This is a genomic window from Alloalcanivorax marinus, from assembly GCF_016785095.1.
In the GTDB taxonomy this organism is placed as follows: Bacteria; Pseudomonadota; Gammaproteobacteria; order Pseudomonadales; family Alcanivoracaceae; genus Alloalcanivorax; species Alloalcanivorax marinus_A.
In genome coordinates this window covers 104131-123490 of the sequence record NZ_JAEKJB010000004.1, presented here as the reverse complement: position 1 = coordinate 123490, position 19360 = coordinate 104131, and the positions used below count along the sequence as shown (strand labels likewise).

Annotated in this window: 15 protein-coding genes; 13 read left to right on the top strand and 2 right to left on the bottom strand. The window is 62.6% G+C overall.

Annotation, left to right across the window (positions count from 1 at the left end):
- Positions 1-14 precede the first annotated feature (14 nt).
- The 5 genes from JF515_RS05225 (at position 15) to JF515_RS05205 (ending at position 5015) form a co-directional block, all read left to right on the top strand.
- Entirely contained in the window at positions 15-1172 is a 1158-nt protein-coding gene (locus JF515_RS05225) for an iron-containing alcohol dehydrogenase (protein ID WP_203101677.1), read from the top strand.
- A 48-nt stretch (positions 1173-1220) separates the two neighbouring features.
- Entirely contained in the window at positions 1221-2252 is a 1032-nt protein-coding gene (locus tag JF515_RS05220) for a TRAP transporter substrate-binding protein (protein WP_203101674.1), read from the top strand.
- A 10-nt stretch (positions 2253-2262) separates the two neighbouring features.
- Positions 2263-2853 carry a TRAP transporter small permease subunit gene (locus JF515_RS05215; protein WP_203101672.1) on the top strand — a complete coding sequence of 197 codons (591 nt, stop codon included), beginning with the start codon at positions 2263-2265 and terminating at the stop codon, positions 2851-2853.
- Positions 2850-4205 (top strand): TRAP transporter large permease, encoded by a 1356-nt coding sequence (locus tag JF515_RS05210; protein ID WP_203101670.1) that lies wholly within the window; start codon positions 2850-2852, stop codon positions 4203-4205. Before JF515_RS05215 ends, JF515_RS05210 begins: the two co-directional genes overlap by 4 nt.
- Before the next feature lie 129 nt (positions 4206-4334).
- Entirely contained in the window at positions 4335-5015 is a 681-nt protein-coding gene (locus JF515_RS05205; RefSeq protein WP_238400871.1) for a TetR/AcrR family transcriptional regulator, read from the top strand.
- A 13-nt stretch (positions 5016-5028) separates the two neighbouring features.
- On the opposite strand, the gene JF515_RS05200 is transcribed toward JF515_RS05205, so the two are convergent.
- Both JF515_RS05200 and JF515_RS05195 read right to left on the bottom strand, forming a co-directional pair.
- Complete coding sequence (locus JF515_RS05200) at positions 5029-6960, bottom strand: TRAP transporter permease (RefSeq protein ID WP_203101666.1); 1932 nt, start codon at positions 6958-6960, stop codon at positions 5029-5031.
- Positions 6961-6982: 22 nt separating this feature from the next.
- On the bottom strand, positions 6983-8179 hold the full coding sequence (locus JF515_RS05195; RefSeq protein ID WP_203101664.1) for a TAXI family TRAP transporter solute-binding subunit: 1197 nt from the start codon (positions 8177-8179) through the stop codon (positions 6983-6985).
- Positions 8180-8534: 355 nt separating this feature from the next.
- Here JF515_RS05195 and JF515_RS05190 point away from each other — a divergent pair, with 355 nt between their 5' ends.
- From JF515_RS05190 to JF515_RS05155, 8 genes are all read left to right on the top strand, one after another.
- A complete protein-coding gene (locus tag JF515_RS05190; RefSeq protein ID WP_238400870.1) occupies positions 8535-10238 on the top strand; it encodes a class I adenylate-forming enzyme family protein in 1704 nt (567 codons plus the stop codon).
- 4 nt (positions 10239-10242) lie between these two features.
- Entirely contained in the window at positions 10243-11502 is a 1260-nt protein-coding gene (locus JF515_RS05185) for an acyl-CoA dehydrogenase family protein (RefSeq protein WP_238400869.1), read from the top strand.
- A 19-nt stretch (positions 11503-11521) separates the two neighbouring features.
- Positions 11522-12310: an SDR family NAD(P)-dependent oxidoreductase gene (locus JF515_RS05180; RefSeq protein WP_203101662.1), complete on the top strand. Its 789-nt coding sequence runs from the start codon at positions 11522-11524 to the stop codon at positions 12308-12310.
- Between the two features lie 280 nt (positions 12311-12590).
- On the top strand, positions 12591-16265 hold the full coding sequence (locus tag JF515_RS05175; protein WP_203101660.1) for a response regulator: 3675 nt from the start codon (positions 12591-12593) through the stop codon (positions 16263-16265).
- Between the two features lie 11 nt (positions 16266-16276).
- On the top strand, positions 16277-17140 hold the full coding sequence (locus tag JF515_RS05170) for a CheR family methyltransferase (protein ID WP_338015171.1): 864 nt from the start codon (positions 16277-16279) through the stop codon (positions 17138-17140).
- Positions 17141-17154: 14 nt separating this feature from the next.
- On the top strand, positions 17155-17625 hold the full coding sequence (locus tag JF515_RS05165; protein ID WP_203101655.1) for a response regulator: 471 nt from the start codon (positions 17155-17157) through the stop codon (positions 17623-17625).
- Positions 17626-17672: 47 nt separating this feature from the next.
- Positions 17673-18254, top strand: coding sequence for a chemotaxis protein CheB (locus tag JF515_RS05160; RefSeq protein ID WP_203101851.1), 582 nt, complete (start codon positions 17673-17675; stop codon positions 18252-18254).
- The gene (locus JF515_RS05155) at positions 18223-19356 is read left to right on the top strand and encodes a response regulator (protein ID WP_203101653.1); all 1134 of its coding nucleotides are present in this window, start codon (positions 18223-18225) and stop codon (positions 19354-19356) included. Before JF515_RS05160 ends, JF515_RS05155 begins: the two co-directional genes overlap by 32 nt.
- Positions 19357-19360: the final 4 nt, after the last annotated feature.

Sequence of the window (19360 nt, the reverse complement as noted above, 5' to 3'; positions counted from 1 at the left end):
GGAGTTCACACCTCATGAACCGTATCAACACCTTTTTTTGTCCCACTCGTTTGTTATGCGGCGTGGACGCACACCGCCGGCTTCCGGAGATGATCGCCGATCAGGGCGCCCGGCGGGTATTCCTGGTGATCGATCCGGCGTTGGCCGACAGTCCGATCGCCGCCGCCATCGACGAGACGTTGCGGAACCGGGGCATCGCCCTTGAACGCTATACCGACATCCGGCCAGACCCGGACGATGTGATGGTGGCATCGGCCTTCGAGGGCTGTCGGGCCCACGGTGCCGACGCCATCGTGACGATTGGCGGCGGAAGTACCATGGACGTGGCGAAGGCGGTGGCGATTCTGAGCACTAATGGAGGCGCCATTGGCGATTACGAGGGCGTGGACCGTTTTTCCTTGCCCCCGCTGCCGGTTTATGCCGTTCCCACCACCGCGGGCACCGGCTCCGAGGTCTCCGGTGCCTGCGTGATCACCGATCACGCGCGTGGAGTCAAAATGGCGATTCGGCACGCCGCCTATTGCCCCGCCAAGGTGGCGATTCTAGACCCTCTGGCGGTGGCTTCGATGCCCCCTCAGGTCGCCGCTCACGCCGGCCTGGACGCCTTTGTTCACGCCTTTGAATCCTATTTGTCCAAGCTCGCCACGCCCTTTTCGGATGCGCTCAATATTCAGGCGATGACGTTGATTGCCGGTAGCATTCGGGCTTTTTTCGCCGACCGTGGTGATACCGGCGCGGCGCTGGATATGTTGTCGGGTTCGTCGATGGCGGCGATGTCGTTCGGCGTCACCGGGCTCGGCAATGTGCATTGCATGGCGTTGCCTCTTGGCGCGCTATTCCATGTTCCGCACGGGCTCGCCAATGCCATCTGCCTGCCCGCCGTGGCCGCGTTTAATCAGCCGGCGCGTCGGGAGCGGTACCTGAAAGTCGCTGAACTGATGGGCGTTAACACCGATGGCCTCGGAGAGATCGAGGGCGGCGAATGCGCTGTCGCGGCCATTCGCCAATTGTGCGTCGATCTGTCCATCCCGCCACGGCTCAGGGATGTTGGCGTGCGGGAAGAGGCATTGCCGGAACTGGCCAAACGCAGCTTCAGTGCCGACTACAACCGATGGAACCCGCGTTACACCAGTGAAGAGCAGTTCCTGTCTCTCTTTAGCGAGGCCTATTGATAAAGATCGTGCTTGATGAATAACAACTTTCTGACCAGGAGCGCCATTATGAAAAGAACACTTCTCGCGGCCACCGCCTTCCTGACACTGGGCTTGTCCGGCCCCGGCCATGCCGCAAAGAGCCTGGATGTGGCGAGTACCTATCCAAAGAATATGATCTTTCTTGGTGAGAGCCTGCAGTATTTCGCGCTTCAGGTGAATGAAATCAGCGATGGTGAGCTGAAGATCAATGTTCATGGCGCCGGTGATCTGGTACCCGCGCTGAGCGTACTGACCGCGGTAAGCGGTGGAGCCGTGGAGGCGGGCTACGATTGGGTGGGCTACTGGGGTGGCAGCATTCCGGTGGCGAACCTGGCCGGGGCATTACCGTTTGGTCCCACGCCGGAAGTCCTGGCGGAATGGATGTGGGAAGGCGGTGGCATGCGGATTGTCCAAAAAGCCTATGACAAATATAACCTTAAGTTCCTCCCGTGTTCCTTCACTCCCGCGGAACCCGCCGGCTGGTTCCGCGAGGAAATCACCGCTCCGGAGGATTTGGACGGTTTAAAAATGCGAGTGGGTGGGTTGGCTGGACGGGCGTTGGCCAAACTGGGCGTAACCCCCCAAATGATTCCCGCCGGAGAGGTGTTCGTCTCTCTCGACCGGGGGCGTATCGATGCCGCTGAATTCTCGTTGCCGGCCATCGACGAAACCATCCAACTGCAGAAGGCGGCCAAATTCTATTATTTCCCTGGCTGGCATCAACCCTCCAGCATTAATTCAGTGATCATTAATGGGAAAATCTGGGAGGGTTTTTCCAAGCTGGAGAAAGAACAGATAGTGACGGCATGCCGCTCCACGGCGATGTGGTCCCTGACCAACGGTGTGCAACCACAGATCGAGGCGCTCAAACGGATCGAGCGTCAGGGCGTAAAAATCAAACGGTTACCGGACAGCGTGCTCTCGGCCTTGCGAGATGCCGCCGATGAGGTGGTTAGGGAAGAATCCAAAAAGGACGACATATTCAAGGAAGCCTATGAATCGCTGAAGGCGCACATGGCACGCTCGGAAAGCTGGCATGACCTGCAGAGCCTCGATTGAGGAGACACCGATGAATGGTCGATCCAAGGCTGATGCGCTGGCCACTGCCGGAGAGGCATTGATGGCTATCAGCGCAAAACCCGGGCGGTACGGCGCCTGGATACTCATCGCTCTGAATCTCAGCGTGTTGGTGTCCGTGTTCGGTGCCCAGATGGGATGGAGCGATCTGCTCCGCTGGGAGGGTGACTTCCCCTTGCTAGGCAATCATTTGAACATGACCAGCATCGCCGAACTGCAATGGCACTTTTTTGCTCTCCTGGTGATGCTCTCGGGTGTTTATGCCATGCGCGCCGACCAGCATATCAGGGTGGATGTTCTATCGGCGGGTTTCTCGCCACGAACGCGGTTGGTGATTGATTTGATCGGTGACCTGTTCTTCCTGATGCCGTTCTTCGGTTTGGTGGCCTGGTATTCGATGGACTTCGTTGCCATGGCCTTTCAGTTCGGCGAGCAATCAAACAGTGGAGGTCTGGTTGATCGCTATCTGGTCAAGGCGGTGGTGCCACTCGGCGCTGGCTTGATGTTGCTATGCGGCCTGGGGCGGGTATTACGCAATCTTGGCCTGTTGTTCGCGGGTCGGGCGCGTGAGGAGCGGGTATGACCTATCTGTTGCCTTTGTTGATGATCGTCGCGCTGATGGCCGGTATCTTCTCTGGCTATTCGGTTGCGTTTCTTCTGGGCGGCCTGGCGGTGCTGTTCATGCTGCTCGGCGATATCTCGATGTTGTCCTTTTCGCTGGTCGTCAATCGTATCTTCGGGTCCGTATTGGAAAACTGGATACTCGCGGCGATTCCTTTGTTCGTGTTCATGGGCATCATGCTTGAGCGCTCAAAGATCGCGGATAACCTGCTTTTGGAGCTTGAAGGACTATTCCGGGGCCGGCCCGGAGGCTTGGCTTTGTCGGTGGTGGCGGTGGGCGTGGTGATGGCCGCGAGCACCGGTATCATCGGCGCCTCCGTGGTTCTTATGGGAACGCTGGCATTGCCGCTGATGCTGCGCCGTAATTACGACAAGACGCTGGCGGTCGGTACTGTGCTGGGCTCCGGCGTTTTGGGTATTCTGCTGCCGCCGAGCATCATGTTGGTGGTGTTCGGCGAGGTAATGCGGGTGCCGGTGGGCGACCTGTTTGTCGCCGCGATGGTGCCAAGCCTGTTGCTGGCCTCGGCCTATGCGCTGTATATCATTTATACGGGCGTGGTCCGGCCCGAGAAAGTGCCCGCCAATGTGAGCGTTGTTCGGCAACCGATGTCCGCCGCCGCTGCTCGTGTCATTAAGGACCTGGTGGTGCCGGCGGCGTTGATTTGCAGCGTGCTGGTCTCCATCATCGTGGGCGTCGCCACACCGACGGAGGGCGCCGCCATCGGGGCCACCGGCGCGATGCTTATGGCGCTGGCTAAGCGGAAGTTGAACTGGAAAGTCCTTGATCAGTCGCTGCGCTCGACCATTGGCACCACCGGCATGATCCTGTTCCTGGCGATTGGTGCTACCGCCTACAGTCTGGTGTTCAAGAAGCTGGGCGGGCAGTCAATGATCGAGGACATCGTTGCATCCTTTGGTGTCAGCCCGTACATGGTTGTGTTCGGGATTATGCTGCTGATTTTCGTGCTGGGCTTCTTCCTGGAATGGATCGAAATTTCCTTTCTGGTATTGCCGCTGTTCACACCGATCATCGCCGGTCTTGATTTCGGCGACGCCTTCGCCAACCAGGGCGAGGTGTTACTCTGGTTCGCGGTATTGGTGGCCGTTAATCTTCAGACCTCTTTCCTGACACCGCCATTCGGTTACGCCGTATTCTACCTGAAAGGCATCGCGCCGCCGGAGATCAATACCGTGGACATATATCGTGGCGTGGCGCCGATCGTATCGCTGCAATTGGTGGTGTTATTCATACTGGCGTTGTGGCCGGCGGTGATTCTCTGGCTTCCCCGCCTGTTCCAGGGGCCCTGGGGGTAATACCTTGCAGGCTTTTCAGAAAGGCATTCGATGGACGCCCCAAGCCAGCCGGTCCGCTTTCCTGGTTTTTTCGTCCTGGTACGCGGTGTACCATGGCCGATTGACCCATCCATGGCCAGGAGAGCCGGTTTGGCTTCACGACAACGCGGCAGCGGTGATAATGCGTCGACCCCTGAAGGGCTGATTGAGGCCGAGGTGCGGGGCGCCAGGAACGAAGCGCTGACGGAAACCCGCCGTGAGCAGATCTGTGACGCGGCGCTGGAACTGTTTCTCGAGAAGGGCTTCGCTTCCACCACCATCCGCGATATCTGCGCCCGCTCCGGTGTCAATCAGGCCAGCATCTACGATTACATCGCCAACAAGAACGACATCCTCCGCCGACTGCTCAATCGTCTCTGGTTCGATCACGACGTGCCTTCCCTGGCGGAGCGGCTGAGCGAGCAGGACGACCGGGCGCTTACCGATATCATCGCCGATTACCTCAGGGACACCTGGACCCACAAGCGCCAGGGCACGCTGCTGGTATACCGTTCCGTGCCTTATCTGCAGGCCGATGATCGGCGCACCATGCGTGCCCGGGACGAGGCCGTGATCGCCACCCTGGCGGCGCGTCTGCGCGAGCGGGCGGGGCTGCCCGAGGACGACCGCCGGGCGGAGGTGATGGCCAACCTGATCATCTTCATTTCCGCGTTCGGTCCGATGCGTGATTGGCTGGGCAACGATATCGACGACGGTCTCATGCTGCGGACCGTGGCGGCCGGGGTGGCCGCCATGATCAAGGAATTGGGCCGCGATCTGCCTACCGGTTGATGCTTCCCTTCGTTCAGGTCGCCTGCATGGCCGGGTCGCGGCGGTTGTCCCACCACACCAGCGCCACGAACAGCACGCACAGAACGCCGCCGATCAGAGTGCTGGTCAGTGACGGAAAGCTGAATACGAAACCGGAGATCACCAGCCCCGGACGCCAGTGGCGGCGGACCCGGCCGGCGCCCAGCAGCCAGCCTTCCAGCCCTCCGGAGATCAGCACGATGCCGGCGACGATGGACGGCAGGATGTACACCAGCGGCGTCAAATCCCCTTGCAGCACCAGTGCCGGCTGGAACAGGAAGAACAGCGGCACGAAGTAGATCACCACACCCAGCCGCATGGCGGTGAAACAGGTGCGCATCGGGCTGCTCCCGGCGATGGTGCCCGCCAGGAAGGCGGCGGTGCCCACCGGTGGCGTGATCACCGACAGCATGGCGTAGTAGACGATGAAGAAATGCACCGCCACGGTGTTCAGCCCGCCGACCTCGATGATCGCCGGCGCCAGGGTCACCGCCAGGAAGATGTAGGCGACAATGGCGAGGCCGGCCATGCCCATGATGAAACAGGCCAGCACCCCGAAGAACAGAATCAGGTACAGGTTTTCGCCGCCCAGGGCGATCAGCCCGGAGGTCACCGAACCGGTGACCCCGGTGATGGTGAGCGCGCTGACCACGAACGCCACCGGCAGGATGATGGCGGCGGTCTGGGTAACCAGAAAACCGATCTGGCGCAGCGCCTCGAACAGCTTGACCGGGGTGAGCCGGGTACTTTTCTGCAGGTAGGACAGTGCCACGATCAGCGCCGCCGCGTACCAGGGCGCGTAATACTCCCAGCGCATGTAGAGCAGCCCCCAGACCAGAAACGACAGCACCAGCAGGAACGGCCAGCCCCGTTTCAGCACGCCCTTCATGGCCGGTAGCTCTTCTTTCTTCAGCCCCTTGATGCCGGACTTGGCGGCGTAGGCGTCGACCTGCAGCAACAGTCCGAAATAGAACAGCAGAGAAGGGATCACCGCGGCCAGCAGCACGGTGGCGTAGCCCACCCCGATGGTGATCGCCATGACGAAGGCGATGGCGCCCATTACCGGCGGCATTACCACGCCACCGGTGGAGGCGCAGGCTTCGATGGCGCCGGCGTAGTGGGGTGGGTAGCCTGATTTCTTCATCGCCGGAATGGTGATCGAGCCGGTGCCGGCGATGTTGGAGAAGATCGAACCGGACAGGCTGCCAAAGAACCCGCTGGCGACAATCGCCACCTTGGCCGGGCCGCCCCGGTGCCGGCCGAAGCCGGCGTTGGCCAGGTCGATGAAGAACTGCCCGGCGCCAGTAGCGATCAGCACACCCGCGAACACCAGAAAGCCGAGAATAATCTCCGCCACGATCTTGGTGGTGATGCCCATCATCCCTTCGGCGCGAAAAATATGGGCATCGATCATGCGCTCGAAGTCGTAGGGAATGCCCATCAGCAGCCCGGGGAAGCGGTCCGCCACCAGCGGGTAGCTGCCCAGCAGGGCCACCACCAGCAGAAACGGCACCCCGCCACTGCGTCGCGCCAGCTCCATCATCAGCAACCAGATAACCACCGCGCTGGGCACGTGCGCCCAGCCGCTCTGCACCATGTCCCAGGCGTGCAGGGAGTAGTAGAAGCTGATCGCCATGGCCACCGCCGCCGCCGCCAGGTCGTGGAACGGGATGTGGCGCTGGCCCTTGTAGGCGGGCAGGGCGATAAAGGCGGCGGCCACGAACAGACCGATGAAGATCCAGTAATACTGGCCTTCCAGCAGTCGTTGCCCGTTCCAGGTGAAACCGAACACATAGGCCAGGCCGGTGATCAGCCCGGCGGAGCACAGCACCACGAACAGAATGCTCTGCCAGGAGAACAGCTCGCCCAGGCGGCTGATCTCCGGCTGCGGTGCCGGCTCCTCGACGGTGGACACGGAAGTGTTCATAAAGGGCGCTCCACGCTGGGTGTCAGATCCTGGAGCGGAAGCCGTCCAGACCGTCGGTGTGCTTGTTCTGGATTTCCAGGAACGCCGGGTTCTGGAAATCCACCTTGACGCCGGCCTCCCGGGCTTCTTCCACGGCGGCACGACGGGCGGCGATCCAGCGGTCCATTTTCTCGATGGCCTGCTGGTTGTGCTGCTCGTCCTGATCACTCCATTCACCGATCTCACGGAGGTATTTCACGGTGCCCTCGTGCACCGGCAGGGGGGTGCGGTCCAGATAGGCGCGGAACTGTTCCAGGGACATGCGCGCGGCGAGAGGGTGTTTACCCTGGTATTGGTCATAGGACTGGTGCATCCATTTGGACAGGTTGTAGACCAGCCCGGCATCGGCGTCGGCGGTCACCGTGTAGAGGAAATTGGAGGTCGCCCCTTCGACACCGCGAGCGGAATCCACACCCTGGTCGATGGTGGTGGGCACCAGCATCGGGCGGTGTCCCAGGTAACGCTTCCAGCCCTCGGTGTTGCTCTGCGTCATGGGCAACCAGCGGATGCCGCCGGGGGCGCCTTCCATTTCCGAGACCACCGCGCTGATCGTGGCGCAATAGGCCACGTCGGCCTTGCCTTCCACCACCGAGCGGCAGTTTTCCGCGTAGCTGCTGGCCGGCACATACTGGAAGTGCTCGGCGGTTTGAGCCTCGCTCATGCCGAGAAACGCCGGCAGTGCCTCGCGCACGGCCACGGTCATGGGCGGAGAGAACATCCCCTGGGCAACGCGCACCTTGCCGTTCTTGAGGTCGTCCAGGGCGGTCAGGTCGGAATCACCGGAAACCACATAACCCCAGGGCGAATCATTATGGTGCCAGACGATGCGCTGTGGCGCCGGGATGGTGTTGATGTAGCCGCCCACGCCCTCTACCTGGAAACGCATTTCGGCGGCGGTCACCGAACTGATGGCGATGTCCTTGCGGTCGGTCAGCCGCCGGTAGCGCATGGTTTCGCTATCCTCGGGCACGATGCGCACCACCGTGCCCACCTCCTTTTGCAGAATCGGCGCCCAGGCGTTGGTGGAGATGAAACTGCCGGAGGCGGTCCCGGGAGTGCCGATGACCAGAAGTCGTGGCCACTCGAATGCCTGATCCGCGCTGACGGCGGGGGCGGCGATCAACAGGGCACCGCCACATAACGCGCCACCCAGAATCCGTTTCAAGCCGGTTGTCTTCATCGGATGCTCCTTGTTGTTCTGATTTTGCCGAATGTTTTTTGTGAAAAACGAAATAGTTTTTCGATACTGACATTTGTCAGCCTAAGGCCGGCTTTTGATCCCCGCAACCACTAAAATCGTTTTATTGAATCAAACAAGTTGGTTGTTATTTTAACGCTGTTACCGCGCCCGGGACGCCCGTGGGCGCCGGACTTGACACCCCCGGGGAGGGCCGCTTAGCTTAGCTCCTGACAACTGTCAGTGACCGCCGGAGCAGGCATTGCCGGGGCGTTGGCCAGAACAACAAGTGGAGAACAACAATATGGGCCAGGGCCAGCAGGGCCGCCCCCCGACAGCGTCGTGGGCCGGCCCGCCAATGACCTTCGAGCAGGCGGCGGCGCACCTGGTGGCCACCGACCCTCGCTTCGCCGTCCAGGAAACCACGGTGCGTGGTGAGCGTTATACGGTATTTCGTAACACACCATTCCATTTGCGCGATTTGCTTCGCGGAACCGCCAGTGCGTTCGGTGACCGCGACGTGCTGGTCTACCAGCGGGAACGCTGGGATCACCCGGCTTTGTGCGCGGAGGTGGGCGCTCTCGCAACGGCGTTGCGCGACCAACTGGGCGTCGCCGCCGGTGACCGGGTGGCGCTGGCCATGCGCAATTACCCGGAACTGCCGATCCTGATTCTGGCGGTGGCGGCGGTGGGCGCCGTGGCGGTGCCAATGAACGCCTGGTGGGGCGAACAGGAGCTGGCTTTCGCCATGGCCGATTGCGGGGCCCGGGTATTGTTCGCCGACCAGCCCCGCTTCCGTCTCGGAGAGGCCTTCGCCGAGCGTCTCGGGGTGACCCTGGTGGCGGTGCGCGACGTGCCCGCCGGCCATGGCGGCCATGAGTACCAGACGCTGCGCGCCGGCGCCGCGGGGGCCGAATGGCCCGACACGCCCATCGACACCGACGACGACGCCGTGGTGCTGTATTCATCCGGCTCCACCGGCCAGCCCAAGGGCGTGCAACTGACCCACCGGGGCATGATCTCGGCGGTTTATTCGCAGGTGATGGCGCAGGCCATGGGGCCGCTGATGAACCCGGGCGCGCCGCCGCCCGCCAGGCCGCCTTCATCACTGATCGTCACGCCGCTGTTCCATGTCACCGCCCTCAACGCCAGTTTTCTCCAGGGGTTGGTCAACGGCGCCACCATGACGTTGATGTACAAGTGGGACGCCGACGAGGCGGTGCGGCTGATCGAGCGCGAGCAGGTAACCCGCTTTGTCGGCGTACCGACCCAGTCCGCGGAACTGATGGCGGCGGCGCGCCGCGCCGGCGCCTCGCTGCCGACGCTGGCCTACATCGGCGCCGGTGGCGCCAAGCGGCCGGCGGCCCAGGTGGGGCAGCTGGCGCAAGCGTTCCCCGGCGCCAATGTGGCCACCGGTTGGGGCATGACCGAAACCAACGCCCTGGGTATTGTGCTGTCCGGCGCGGATTACCTGGCCCACCCGGACGCCGCCGGCCGCCTTAATCCGCCGCTGCAGCAAATGCGCGTGCTGGACGAGGCGGGCACGCCATTGCCTCCGGGGCGGGTCGGCGAGCTGGCGGTACGCAGCGCCGCCAACATGCGCGGTTACCTGAACCAGCCGCAAGCCACCGCCGAGACTGTTCGCGATGGCTGGCTGCTGACCGGCGATCTGGCGCGCATTGACGAGGATGGTCTGGTTTACATCGTCGATCGCCGCAAGAGCATCATTCTGCGCGGCGGCGAGAACGTGTCCTGCCTGGAGGTGGAGGGCGCCTTGCACCACCATCCGGCGGTGGCCGAGGCCGGTGTTTTCCCGGTGCCCGACGAGCGTCTCGGCGAGGCCGTGGGCGCGGCCGTTTACCCACGGGCCGGCGCCGCCGTGGACGTGGCCGAATTGACCGCTTTCCTGGCCGACCATCTGGCGCGCTTCAAGATTCCCGATCACATCTGGGTGCTGACGCGGCCGCTGCCGCGCGGCGCCACCGACAAAATCGACCGGCGGGCCCTGCGCGCCGCCTGTCTCGACGACGGCCCGGGGGCCGTATTGCACGCAAAGGAGTAGAACGTTGAAAGCACTGGATAACGATACCGCGATGAACAATCTGGCCATGTCCGAGGGGGCCCGGCCGCTGCTCGACGCGGTGATCAAGCACATTCGTGACAACGTGGACCCGATCACCGAGGAATTCCATCGTCTGGGCGAGGGCCGCGCCGAGCGCTTCAGCTACGCGCCGGGGCAACTGGAGCTGCTCGAGGAAGCGAAGAGCAAGGCCAAGGCCAACGGGCTGTGGAACTTCTTCCTGCCCAACGCGGAGACCGGGGAGGGTCTGTCCAATCTGGACTATGCCTACATCGCCTTCGAGCTGGGCAAGAACCCGCTGGCGTCGCAAACCCTGAACTGCTCGGCGCCGGACACCGGCAACATGGAAGTGCTGGAGCGCGTCGGCACGCCGGAGCAGAAGGAAAAATGGCTGAAGCCGCTGCTTAACGGTGAAATCCGTTCCTGCTTCGGTATGACCGAGCCCAAGGTGGCATCCTCCGATGCCCGCAACATCGAAACCAGTGCCGTGCTGGACGGCGACGATTGGGTCATCAATGGCGAGAAATACTACATCAGCGGCGCCGGCGATCCGCGCTGCAAGATCATGATCTGCATGGTCAAGACCAGCCCGGACGCGCAGCCATTCCGTCAGCAATCGCAGATCCTGGTGCCCATGGATACCCCCGGGGTCAACGTGCTCGGACCGATGCGTGTGTTTGGCCATGACCACGCGCCTCACGGTCACATGCACATTCAGCTCGACAACGTGCGCGTGCCCAAGGAAAACATGTTGTGGGGCGAAGGTCGCGGGTTCGAGATCTCCCAGCTGCGGCTTGGCCCGGGTCGTATTCACCACTGCATGCGGTCCATCGGTGCCGCCGAGAAAGCCCTGGATCTGGTGCTGGAGCGTGGCATGGAGCGCGAGGCGTTCGGCAAGCGCATCATCGACCTGGGCAAGAACATGGAAGTGGTGGGGCGCGCCCGCATCGAAATCGAGGCGATGCGCATGATGGTGCTGAAAGCGGCTCGCGCCATGGACGTGCTGGGCAACAAGGAAGCGCGCATCTGGGTGTCCATGGCCAAGGCCATGGTGCCCGAAAAGGTCTGCCAGATCATCGACCAGGCGATCCAGATCCACGGCGCCACCGGTGTCAGCCAATGGTCGCCGCTGTCCGAGATGTACATGCAGCAGCGTACCCTGCGTCTCGCCGACGGCCCGGACGAAGTGCACCACAACGTGGTGGCCCGCAACGAAGTGAATCGCTACCGGCAAACCGCCGACTGACGGCGGCAGGGAGGTTTCCATGGACATCAAGGATCGCATCGTCGTGATCACCGGCGCCGCCGGCGGCATTGGCCGGGCGCTGGCGGTGGCCTGCGCCGAGGCCGGCGCCCGCGCCGTGGTGTGCGCCGATCTGGACGGGGAGGGTGCCAGTGCCACCGCCGATCAGGTCCGCGCCGCCGGCGCCCAAGGCGTGGGCCGCGCGGTCAACGTGGCCCGTGAGGAAGAGCTGCGGGCGCTGATTGACGACACCGAGGAGCAGGTCGGCCCCATCGATCTGTTTTGTTCCAACGCCGGCATTTCCATTCCCGGTGGCCCGGAGGTGGACAACGATGGCTGGCAGCGCATCTGGGACATCAACGTGATGGCCCATGTGTTCGCCGCCCGGCACCTGGCGCCGCGCATGATCCAGCGCGGTGGCGGCTATTTTCTCAACACCGCCTCGGCGGCGGGCCTGTTGTCACAGGTGGGCTCGGCGCCCTACGCGGTGACCAAGCACGCCGCCGTGGGGCTGGCCGAATGGCTGGCGCTGACCTACGGCGACGACGGCATCAAGGTGTCGGTGCTGTGCCCCCAGGCGGTGCGCACCAATATGACCAAGGGCAAGGAAGACCACGTGGCCAGCGTGGACGGCATGATGGAGCCGGAGCCGGTAGCCCGTGCCTGCCTGGAGGCGATCGCGGCGGAAACCTTCCTGGTGCTGCCGCACCCGCAGGTGCTGCAATACATGCGCAACAAGACCGACAATTACGACCGCTGGATCGGCGGCATGCGCAAGCTCAACCGGCGCTTCAACCCCAAGGGCGATTGAAGCGCCGGACGGCATCGCGACCGAGGCGGAACGCCGCCCGGTCGCGATATCCTCGGGATCACTCCTTTCCCTCAGCGAGAATTCGCAGTGATGCGCTTCACACTCTCGGCGTGACCGCCTTCCAGGGTGCTTCTTCCCCTTTATAATCCGATGGTTGCGTGTTCCGTACCGGCTTTGCCAGGCCCCTGGCTTCTGATACTTTAGCCTTACCGGGCAAGCCCGGTCGGCGCGCCACGACGATAATAAGAGCGCCTGGGGGCGCGATCATGGGGATACATCGATGAGCTGGCTGAACAATCTGTCCGTGCGGCTGAAGATTCTGTCCGTGGCGGCGCTGGGGGTCTTCCTTTTTCTCGCCTACTTCCTCTACAGCTACTACATCGCGGAAACCAATATTCACCACCTGCAGCGGGTGGAGAACCACGATTTCCCGGTGCTCGAGCTGGTCAACGCCAATAACGTGGAATTCCTGGCGATCAGCGGCGCCTACAACGACGCCGTCACCCGGGTTGATCCGAGCATGCTGGACGAGGCCCGGGAGCGTTCCGACCGCTTCCTCGAGCGGCTCGGCGACATCGAACGCCTGGACCCCCGGCTCGGCGAGCCGGTGGACGATTTGCGTGCCGCCTTCATCCGCTACATCAACACCGCCAATGGGGTCGCCGAGACGCTCATCGACGATCCCATGTCGATGATCAACAGCTACGACGAATTCAACGAAATGCGGCGTCTGGAAGAGGCCTACGAACAGGCTCACAACGAATTCGAGCAGGAGCGTTACCAGAGCTTCCGGGACACCCTCAACGCCAGCCGCGAGGACAACAAAAGCACCCAGTTGATCGGCCTGGCCCTGGGCAGCGTGGCGTTCACCCTGCTGGGCCTGATCGCGTTGCGCGTGACCCGCGCCATCACCCGGCCGCTGGAAGACGCGGTCAGTGCGGCCGACAGCATCGCCGACGGCAACTGGGACACCGAGATCAGCAGTAACAGCCGTGATGAAACCGGCCACCTGATCCGCGCCATCCGCAAGATGCGCGACTCCCTAAAGACCCGCACCGAGGCCGACCGCAGCCAGGAGCGCATCAAGAACCAGCTGGCCGAGCTCAACGCGCTGCTGCGCGGCGAGATGACCCTGGAACAGTTGGGCCGCAACCTGCTCGGCTACCTGGTGCCTACCCTGGAAGCCCAGGTGGGCGCTTTCTACGCGTTCGACCAGGAAGCCGCCACTTTGCGCCTGAGCAGCGCCTACGCGATGCAGCGCCGTAAACAATTGGGCAATGAGTTCGCCCTGGGCGAATCCCTGGTGGGGCAGTGCGCCCTGGAGAAAAAGAGCATTATCCTGGAGGAGGTGCCCGAGGACTACATGGTGGTGGGGTCCGGCACCGGCAAGGCGGTGCCGCGCAACGTGGTGGTGCTGCCGGTGCTGCATGAGGATGAACTCAAGGGGGTGCTGGAAATCGGTTCCTTCCAGCCGTTCAGCGACGCCGAGCTGCGGTTCCTGGAGCAGGGCGCGGCGGTGATCGCGGTGGCATTGCACAGTGCCCAGAGCCGCCTGCGCCTGGCCGCCATGCTGGAGCGCACCCAGGAGCAGGCCAGTGCGCTGGAGCTGCAGAAGGAGGAAATGGCCCGGGTCAACCAGGATCTGGAAGAGCAGGCCATGGAGCTGTCCGCCTCGGAATCGCGGCTGCAACAGCAGCAGGAAGAACTGAAGGCGATCAACGAGGAGCTGGAATCCCAGACCCAGGCGCTGCGTGCCTCCGAGGAATCCCTGCAGGCGCAGCAGGAGGAATTGCGGGTCACCAATGAAGAGCTGGAGGCCCAGGCGAAGTTGCTCGGCGAACAAAAGTCGGAGATGGCCGACAAGAACAAGGAGCTGGAGCTGCTGCACCAGGAGCTGGAGGACAAGCTCAAGGAACTGGAACTCTCCTCCCGGTATAAATCCGAGTTCCTGTCCACCATGTCCCACGAGCTGCGCACGCCCCTCAATTCGATCCTGATCCTGTCCAATGCCCTGGGCCAGAACAAGAAGGGCAACCTGGACGAGAAACAGGTGGAACACGCCCAGGTGATCCACTCCGCCGGCTCCGACCTGTTGTCGCTGATCAACGACATCCTCGATATCTCCAAGATCGAGGAGGGCAAGATGGATGTCATGGTGGACCCGATCGCGCCCCGCGAGCTGGGCGATCATTTCCGCCGCCATTTCTCGCACATCGCCGAGAACCGTGGCGTGGCGTTCCACATCGATCTGGGTGAGGATCTGCCAGCCCATTTCTACACCGACCGCCAGCGTCTTGAGCAGATCATCAAGAACCTGCTCTCCAATGCCCTCAAGTTCACCGAGGACGGCTCGGTGACGCTGGGCATTCACCGCCCCGGCGCCGATGAGCGTATCCCCGGCCGTCTGGACCGCGCCCGCGCCATCAAATTCTCCGTCACCGACACCGGCGTGGGTATTCCCGAGGACAAGCAGAAACTCATTTTCGAGGCCTTCCAGCAGGCCGATGGCACCACCAGCCGAAAATACGGCGGCACGGGCCTGGGCCTGACCATCTCCCGGGAGCTGGCGCGGCTGCTGGGCGGCGAGATCAGCTTGCACAGCGATGGCCCTGGCACCGGCTCCACCTTCATGCTGTACCTGCCCGAGGGGGAGGCGGAGGCCGGCGTCGGCGAGGGGCAAGCCGGTGCTCTTGACGACGACATGGACGTGGGGGGCAACGCCGAGGCCCACACCGCGCCCAACCTGCCGTTCGCCGACACCGACGAGGATTTCGTGGTGCGCGAGAAAACCGTGCTGGTGGTGGAGGACGACGGCGAATTCGCCAACGTCCTGGTGGACCTGGCCGCCGACTACGGCCTGGAGAGCCACATCTGCAACGACGGTGAAAGCGGTCTGGAATACGCCCGCCGCTACCGGCCCAGTGCCATCATCCTGGACATCGGGCTGCCTGGCATCGACGGCTGGGAAGTGATGGAGAAGCTCAAGGCCGACCCGCGTACCCAGGACATCCCGGTGCATTTCCTGTCCGGCAAGGATGAGCGCAAAAAAGCGCTGGACCTGGGCGCCATCGATTTCCTCACCAAGCCGGTGAACCAGGAGCAGATTCTCAGCGCTTTCGCCAAAATCGAGGGAGCCATCGAGACCAATGTACGGCGGCTTCTGGTGGTCGAGGACAGCGAGATCCAGCACGAGAGCATTCGCGAGCTGTTCGACCAGAAGGGCGTGCAGATCACCGCCGTGACCAGCGGCGCCGAAGCTCTGGCGGCGCTTGGCGAAACCGTCTACGACTGCATGATCCTGGACCTGACGCTGCCGGACATGAGCGGCTTCGAACTGCTGGAAAAGCTGCACGCCAACGATCAATACGAGGCCGTGCCGGTGGTGATCTACACCGGCAAGGATCTGAGCCGGGAAGAAGAGGCGCGGCTGCGCAAGTACGCGGACCGCATCATTCTCAAGACCGAGCGCTCCCATGAGCGGCTGCTCAATGAAGCGTCCTTGTTCCTGCACTGGCTGGAATCCACCTTGCCCTCGCACCGGCGCGGCAACCCGGAGATGATCGAGCACCGCGACGACATCTTCGAGGACAAGCGTCTGCTGCTGGTGGATGACGACATGCGAAACATCTACGCGCTGTCGGCGCAGCTCGAGGAGCTGGGTTTCGATATCAGCCTCGCCAACAACGGTCGCGAGGCGGTGGAAGCCCTGGAGCGGGACCCGGCCTTCGACATCGTGCTGATGGACATCATGATGCCGGAAATGGACGGCTACGAAGCCATGGGCCGCATCCGCCAGCAGCCGCGGTTCGCCTCGCTGCCGATCCTGGCGCTTACCGCCAAGGCGATGAAGGACGACCGCGCCAAGTGCCTGGACGCCGGCGCCAACGATTATTGCTCGAAACCCATCGACATGAGCAAGCTCACTTCACTGATGCGGGTATGGCTGCATAAATGAACGGAGACGGCGTGGAAACGGAAACGGCCATCAGCGACGATCAGGTGCACCTGGAGGATATTGAGATCCGCCTCTTGCTGGAGGCCATCTACCAGCTCTATGGCTATGATTTCCGTTCCTACAGCCAGGCTTCCATGCGCCGGCGCGTGATGCACCGGCTGACCATGTCCGGCTTTTCCACGGTGTTGCAGATGACCGACCGGGTGCTGCGTGACCGGCAGTTCTTTGTCACCCTGCTTAACGACCTCACCGTCAATGTCACCGAAATGTACCGGGACCCCGAGTTCTATCGCGCGTTTCGCGAGGAAGTGGTGCCGGTGCTCAAGACCTTCCCGTTCATCAAGATCTGGCACGCCGGCTGCGCCACCGGAGAGGAAATCTATTCCATGGCCATCCTGCTTGAGGAGGAAGGGCTTTACGAACGCGCCATGCTGTACGCCACCGACATCGACAAGAACGTGCTGGCGGCGGCCAAGAAGGGCATCTATCCAATCCATGCCTTCAAGCAATACGCCGACAACTACCGCCGCGCCGGCGGCCGCCACTCACTCAGCGACTACGCCACCGCCCGCTACGACAGCGTGATCATGGAGCAGCGCCTTAAGCGCAACATCGTGTTCGCCGACCATGATCTGGCCACGGATCAGGTGTTCGGCGAAATGCATGTGATACTGTGCCGCAATGTTTTGATCTATTTCGATCGCACGCTGCAGCAGCGGGTGTTTCGCCTGTTCGACGAGAGCCTGGATATGGGCGGTTACCTGTGCCTTGGCACCAAGGAGAGCCTTCGCTTCAGCGGCGACGAGGATGCCTTCGAGGTGGTCAATAAACCGATGCGGATCTTTCGCAAACGACAGCCGCGTCACAACGTCTGAATTCGAGAATACGCATGATCGAGCAGAAACTGCTGTTGGTCGACGACCAGCCCGCCAATCTGGTCTCCCTGGAAGCCATCCTGGAAGAGGAGGGGCGCACCCTGCTGAAGGCGGAATCCGGCCAGGAAGCCCTGCGCATTCTGCTCAAGGAGGACATCTCACTGGTGCTCCTGGATGTGCAGATGCCCGGCATGGACGGGTTCGAGGTGGCCGAGTTGATGCGCCAGCGCAAGGACACCCAGACCATCCCGATCATCTTCGTCACCGCCATCAGCAAGGAAAAGAAATATGTGTTCCGGGGCTATCAGGCGGGTGCCGTTGATTATCTGTTCAAACCACTGGACCCGCTCATTCTCAAGAGCAAGGTGAACTTCTTCCTGCAACTGGATCATCAGCGCCGTGAACTGCAGGCCAAACTCAAGGAAGCCCAGGCCCACCGGGCCGCCTATGAGGCGGAAAAACGCAATCGGGGCGGCGACCACTAGCGCCGACGCGGCCAGCAATCATGAGAGGAGGCATCCGGGCAGTGGTGATGGGCGCGTCCTGGGGGGGCTTGAATGCTTACTCGAGCATTCTTTCCAGCTTGCCGGAGGACTTTCCCGCCGCCATCATGTTGGTCCAGCATCAGAACGCCAGCGCCGACAACCGGTTGGCCTGGCTGCTGTCGAAATATTGCCGGCTGCCGGTGGTGGCACCGGAAGATAAGGAAAGGATACGCCCGGGGCACGTGTACGTGGCGCCGCCGGGGTATCACATGCTGGTCAACGTGGACCACACCATCGCGTTGACCATTTATCGGCCCGTGCACTTTTCCCGGCCGTCCATTGATGAGCTGTTCTTCTCGGCGGGGCATGTCTATGGCAGGCAGGTCCTTGGGGTCATTCTCACCGGTGCCAATGAAGACGGCTCCGAGGGATTGGATTACATCCGCCGCCGAGGCGGCCGGACCCTCGCCCAGTCGCCGCAGAGCAGCGAGGCCCCGATCATGCCGGAAGCGGCCATCGCCAAGGGCGCGGTGGGGGAAATCCTGGACCTGGAGCGCATCGGGCCGTATCTCGCGGAAAGCTTGGTTGGGTTGCGCAATGAAAAAACAGAACATCCTGGTCGTCGATGATCACCGGGAGAACCTGGTGGCCATGGAAGCCTTGCTGGAAGGGGAGGGCCGCAACCTGGTCATGGCCCAGTCCGGCAACGAGGCTCTGGCGCTGGCTCTCAAGCACGATTTCGCCCTGGTGCTGCTCGATGTTCAAATGCCCGAAATGGATGGCTTCGAAGTGGCGCAACTGATGCGCCGCAACCGCAAGACCCGCCACATCCCGATCATTTTCGTCACCGCCATCTCCAAGGAACAGAAATACGTCTTCAAGGGCTACCAGACCGGGGCGGTGGATTATCTGTTCAAGCCCGTGGATGAACAGATCCTTGACGCCAAGGTCAATGTATTCCTGGAACTGGACCGGCAACGTCGGAAGCTGCAGCAGGCGGTGGTGCAGATGAAGCGCCTCAAGGACGAAAACGAGCGGCTTCTGCACGCCCTGGGCGAAGCGGTGGTGGGTGCCGATGCCGAGGGCCGGGTGAGCTTCTGCAATGAGTCCGCGGCGGCCTTGCTCAACATCGAGCGGGAGGACCTGCTCAACCAGCCGGTGACCGGATTGTTGTTCGGCGGGGCCGACGGCGAGACGCCGGACTGGCGCGACTGCCCGGTGCTGGCGCGGTGCGCCGAGGGTCGCCACTGGGAGGAAGACCTGGATCTGTATCCATACGGTCATGAAGAGCCGCTAGCGTTACGCGTCCACGCCAACCCGGTGGTCCGCGAGGGCGGTGCCTTCACCGGGGTGGTGTTCATGCTGCGCCGGCGCGACGGCGACGAGGCGGACGGCGACCGGCGGGAGCGGCGCGGCTCGCCGCGCAAGCGAATGTTCCACGAACTGGTGGTGTTCGATCGTGGCACCGGTGGTAATGTGGGCAGGTTGATCAATTTGAGCGCCGGCGGCTTCAAGCTGCTGCTGCGGCGGGACATGGCCCCCGGCGAGCATCTGGAGCTGGGCATGGTGCTGCCCGACCAGATCGGGGGCGTGAATACAATGAGCTTCAACGCCAGGGTGGTGTGGAGCGAGGCGCTGGACGGACCGGGTGAATACCACGCCGGCTTCCAGTTCCTGGATCTCTCCGGCGCGAACGGGGAGATCGTTGAAATCCTGATGGAAAGGTATTGAGGGT

What these genes read in the sequence shown, in the direction of transcription:
- JF515_RS05190 (WP_238400870.1), top strand. Translation starts at nt 8,535, where the DNA reads ATGACCTTCGAGCAGGCGGCGGCGCACCTGGTGGCCACCGACCCTCGC.
- JF515_RS05210 (WP_203101670.1), top strand. Translation starts at nt 2,850, where the DNA reads ATGACCTATCTGTTGCCTTTGTTGATGATCGTCGCGCTGATGGCCGGT.
- JF515_RS05175 (WP_203101660.1), top strand. Translation starts at nt 12,591, where the DNA reads ATGAGCTGGCTGAACAATCTGTCCGTGCGGCTGAAGATTCTGTCCGTG.
- JF515_RS05220 (WP_203101674.1), top strand. Translation starts at nt 1,221, where the DNA reads ATGAAAAGAACACTTCTCGCGGCCACCGCCTTCCTGACACTGGGCTTG.
- JF515_RS05200 (WP_203101666.1), bottom strand. Translation starts at nt 6,960, where the DNA reads ATGAACACTTCCGTGTCCACCGTCGAGGAGCCGGCACCGCAGCCGGAG.
- JF515_RS05215 (WP_203101672.1), top strand. Translation starts at nt 2,263, where the DNA reads ATGAATGGTCGATCCAAGGCTGATGCGCTGGCCACTGCCGGAGAGGCA.
- JF515_RS05195 (WP_203101664.1), bottom strand. Translation starts at nt 8,179, where the DNA reads ATGAAGACAACCGGCTTGAAACGGATTCTGGGTGGCGCGTTATGTGGC.
- JF515_RS05165 (WP_203101655.1), top strand. Translation starts at nt 17,155, where the DNA reads ATGATCGAGCAGAAACTGCTGTTGGTCGACGACCAGCCCGCCAATCTG.
- JF515_RS05225 (WP_203101677.1), top strand. Translation starts at nt 15, where the DNA reads ATGAACCGTATCAACACCTTTTTTTGTCCCACTCGTTTGTTATGCGGC.
- JF515_RS05180 (WP_203101662.1), top strand. Translation starts at nt 11,522, where the DNA reads ATGGACATCAAGGATCGCATCGTCGTGATCACCGGCGCCGCCGGCGGC.
- JF515_RS05155 (WP_203101653.1), top strand. Translation starts at nt 18,223, where the DNA reads ATGAAAAAACAGAACATCCTGGTCGTCGATGATCACCGGGAGAACCTG.
- JF515_RS05160 (WP_203101851.1), top strand. Translation starts at nt 17,673, where the DNA reads ATGGGCGCGTCCTGGGGGGGCTTGAATGCTTACTCGAGCATTCTTTCC.